We start from the raw sequence: 2,044 nt of genomic DNA, 5'->3' as shown, positions 1-2,044 counted from the left end.
GTCACGGACGCCTCCCTGGCCCCGGTCACCGCCGCACCGGCGGACGCCCTGCCCCGCACATCGGAATTCAAGCAGTCGCTCCGGTCGGCCGGCAGCACACTGCTCGACCGCGCCGTCCGGGCCGGAGCGGTCCGCCCCGACCTGGCCCCGGCCGACCTGCTCCCGCTCATGTGCGGCATCGCCCACGCCGTCCACGTTCACGGCGGCGCCCCCGACGACCGGATCCACACCGCCCGCCGCTACCTGGCCACCCTGCTCGAAGGCCTCCGGTCCACGCCGTCGCACGCGTGACGCTCGGGGGTCCGAGAGAGACGGCTAGCCCGCAGGGCGTGGTGGAACGCGTCGGGTGATCCGGTCGAAGAGTTCGAGCAGGGGCTCGCTGATCTCCTGGCCGAACTCGGTGAGCCCGTAGGTGACCTGAGGCGGCGTCGTCGGTTCGACCGTCCGCCACACCAGCTCGTCCCGGACCAGTGCGCGCAGGGTCTGCGCGAGCATCTTCTCGCTGATGCCCTGGATGCTCTCGCGCAGCTCGTAGAACCGAAGGGCGTTGCTCCGCAAGGAGATCAGGACCCAGACGCCCCATCGGCTGGTGACGTGGTCGACCATCTCGCGCGCGGGGCAGTCGGTGTGAAACACGTCATACGGCCTCACCGCGTCACCGGTTCCGAGCTGCGGGCTACCACTCATGTGAGGAGCTTACCGCCAGGTATGTCCTTACCAGAAGTGAGCCCTCCTCCTAGCGTCGGCTGCACACGCGGCAGAGGACGAAGGAGCTGATCATGATCGTGGTGACCGGAGCAACCGGGAACGTGGGCCGGCCGCTGACGCGGACGCTGGCGGAGGCGGGCGAGGAGGTGCTGGCGGTGTCCAGGCACGTGGCTCAAGTGCCGGACGGAGTCCGCCATCTGGTGGCCGACCTCGTCGCGCCGAGCGCCCTGGAGCCTGCGCTCGTCGGCGCGAAGGCCCTGTTCCTGCTGCTGCCCGGAGACCTGCACGGTCCCGGAACCGCTCCGGCCGACATCGTCACCCGGGCCGCGGCCGCCGGGGTTCGCCGGCTTGTCCTGCTCTCCACGCAGGGCGTGGCGACCAGGCCGTACGGTGGGACACGGATCGCGATGCGCGCACTGGAGGAAACGGTTCAGCAGTCCGGTATGGAGTGGTCGGTCCTCCGGCCGGGCGGCTTCGCCTCCAACGCCCTGTGGTGGGCCCACTCCGTCCGCACGCAGCGGCTCGTAGCCGCCCCGTTCGCGGACGTTGGCGTCCCGGTCGTCGACCCGTGGGACATCGCCGAGGTCGCGGCGGCCTGTCTGCTGGAGGACCGGCACCTCGGCGGCGTGTACGAGCTGACCGGACCGGAGGTGATCACGCCGCGCCAGCAGGCGCAGGCCATCGCCACGGCACTCGGCTCGCCGTTGCGGCTCCACGCCCTGACCCGCGACGAGGCCAAGGCCGCCATGGCCCGGAACATGCCGACGGAGCTGGCGGACGACACCCTGGACATCCTCGGCGCGCCGAGCGACGCGGAACTGCGCATCAGCCCCGCCGTCCGGCAGGTCCTGAACCGCCCCGCACGCCCGTTCGCGGAGTGGGCTTCCCGCAACGTCGCAGCATTCCGCTGAGCCGCCCCGTCAACCGTGTACTTGCCGACGGGTAGGGGCGAACACCGGTGGAGGAACCGGTGCTGACGTACCGTCGGGTGACGAGCCGATACCCGCGGCCGACACGTCACGCGTCGGCCAGGCCGTCGACGCGATGACCGGAAACAGGAGGGGGAGCGGCGATGCTTCTCTACGCCCAGACCTCGGCACGGAGGACCCGGCAGATCCTCGCGGACCTGACGGCCGCGGTCGTGCTGGCCGGCGCGGTGTGGTTCGCGATGGCCGTCCACGAGGCGATCATGCGGCTGGCCGAGCCGGGACGGAAGGTGGAGAACGCGGGCGACGGCCTGGCCGGCTCCCTCGCCGACGCCGGACGATCGGCATGGCGCGACGGTCGGCTCGGTGATCGCGCCCTTGCCGTAGTGGACGTCCGGCATCACGGCCAG

General features: G+C 71.6%; 2 protein-coding genes and 2 pseudogenes. 3 read left to right on the top strand and 1 reads right to left on the bottom strand.

Features of this window, described 5'->3' with window-relative positions:
- Positions 1–291: pseudogene (locus AB0O29_RS35425) on the top strand (TetR/AcrR family transcriptional regulator); the annotation flags it as partial.
- Between the two features lie 24 nt (positions 292–315).
- Here the strand turns inward: AB0O29_RS35425 and AB0O29_RS35420 are convergent.
- A complete protein-coding gene (locus AB0O29_RS35420; protein ID WP_365160417.1) occupies positions 316–687 on the bottom strand; it encodes a helix-turn-helix domain-containing protein in 372 nt (123 codons plus the stop codon).
- A 92-nt stretch (positions 688–779) separates the two neighbouring features.
- Here AB0O29_RS35420 and AB0O29_RS35415 point away from each other — a divergent pair, with 92 nt between their 5' ends.
- Entirely contained in the window at positions 780–1,619 is an 840-nt protein-coding gene (locus tag AB0O29_RS35415; RefSeq protein ID WP_365160414.1) for an NAD(P)H-binding protein, read from the top strand.
- Between the two features lie 161 nt (positions 1,620–1,780).
- Positions 1,781–2,044: pseudogene (locus AB0O29_RS35410) on the top strand (hypothetical protein); the annotation flags it as partial.

This window comes from Streptomyces sp. NPDC089915, from assembly GCF_040684675.1.
Lineage (GTDB): Bacteria > Actinomycetota > Actinomycetes > Streptomycetales > Streptomycetaceae > Streptomyces.
The sequence above is the reverse complement of the archived record's forward strand: the minus strand, read 5'-3'. Positions and strand labels throughout refer to the sequence as shown.

What these genes read in the sequence shown, in the direction of transcription:
- AB0O29_RS35420 (WP_365160417.1), bottom strand. Translation starts at nt 687, where the DNA reads ATGAGTGGTAGCCCGCAGCTCGGAACCGGTGACGCGGTGAGGCCGTAT.
- AB0O29_RS35415 (WP_365160414.1), top strand. Translation starts at nt 780, where the DNA reads ATGATCGTGGTGACCGGAGCAACCGGGAACGTGGGCCGGCCGCTGACG.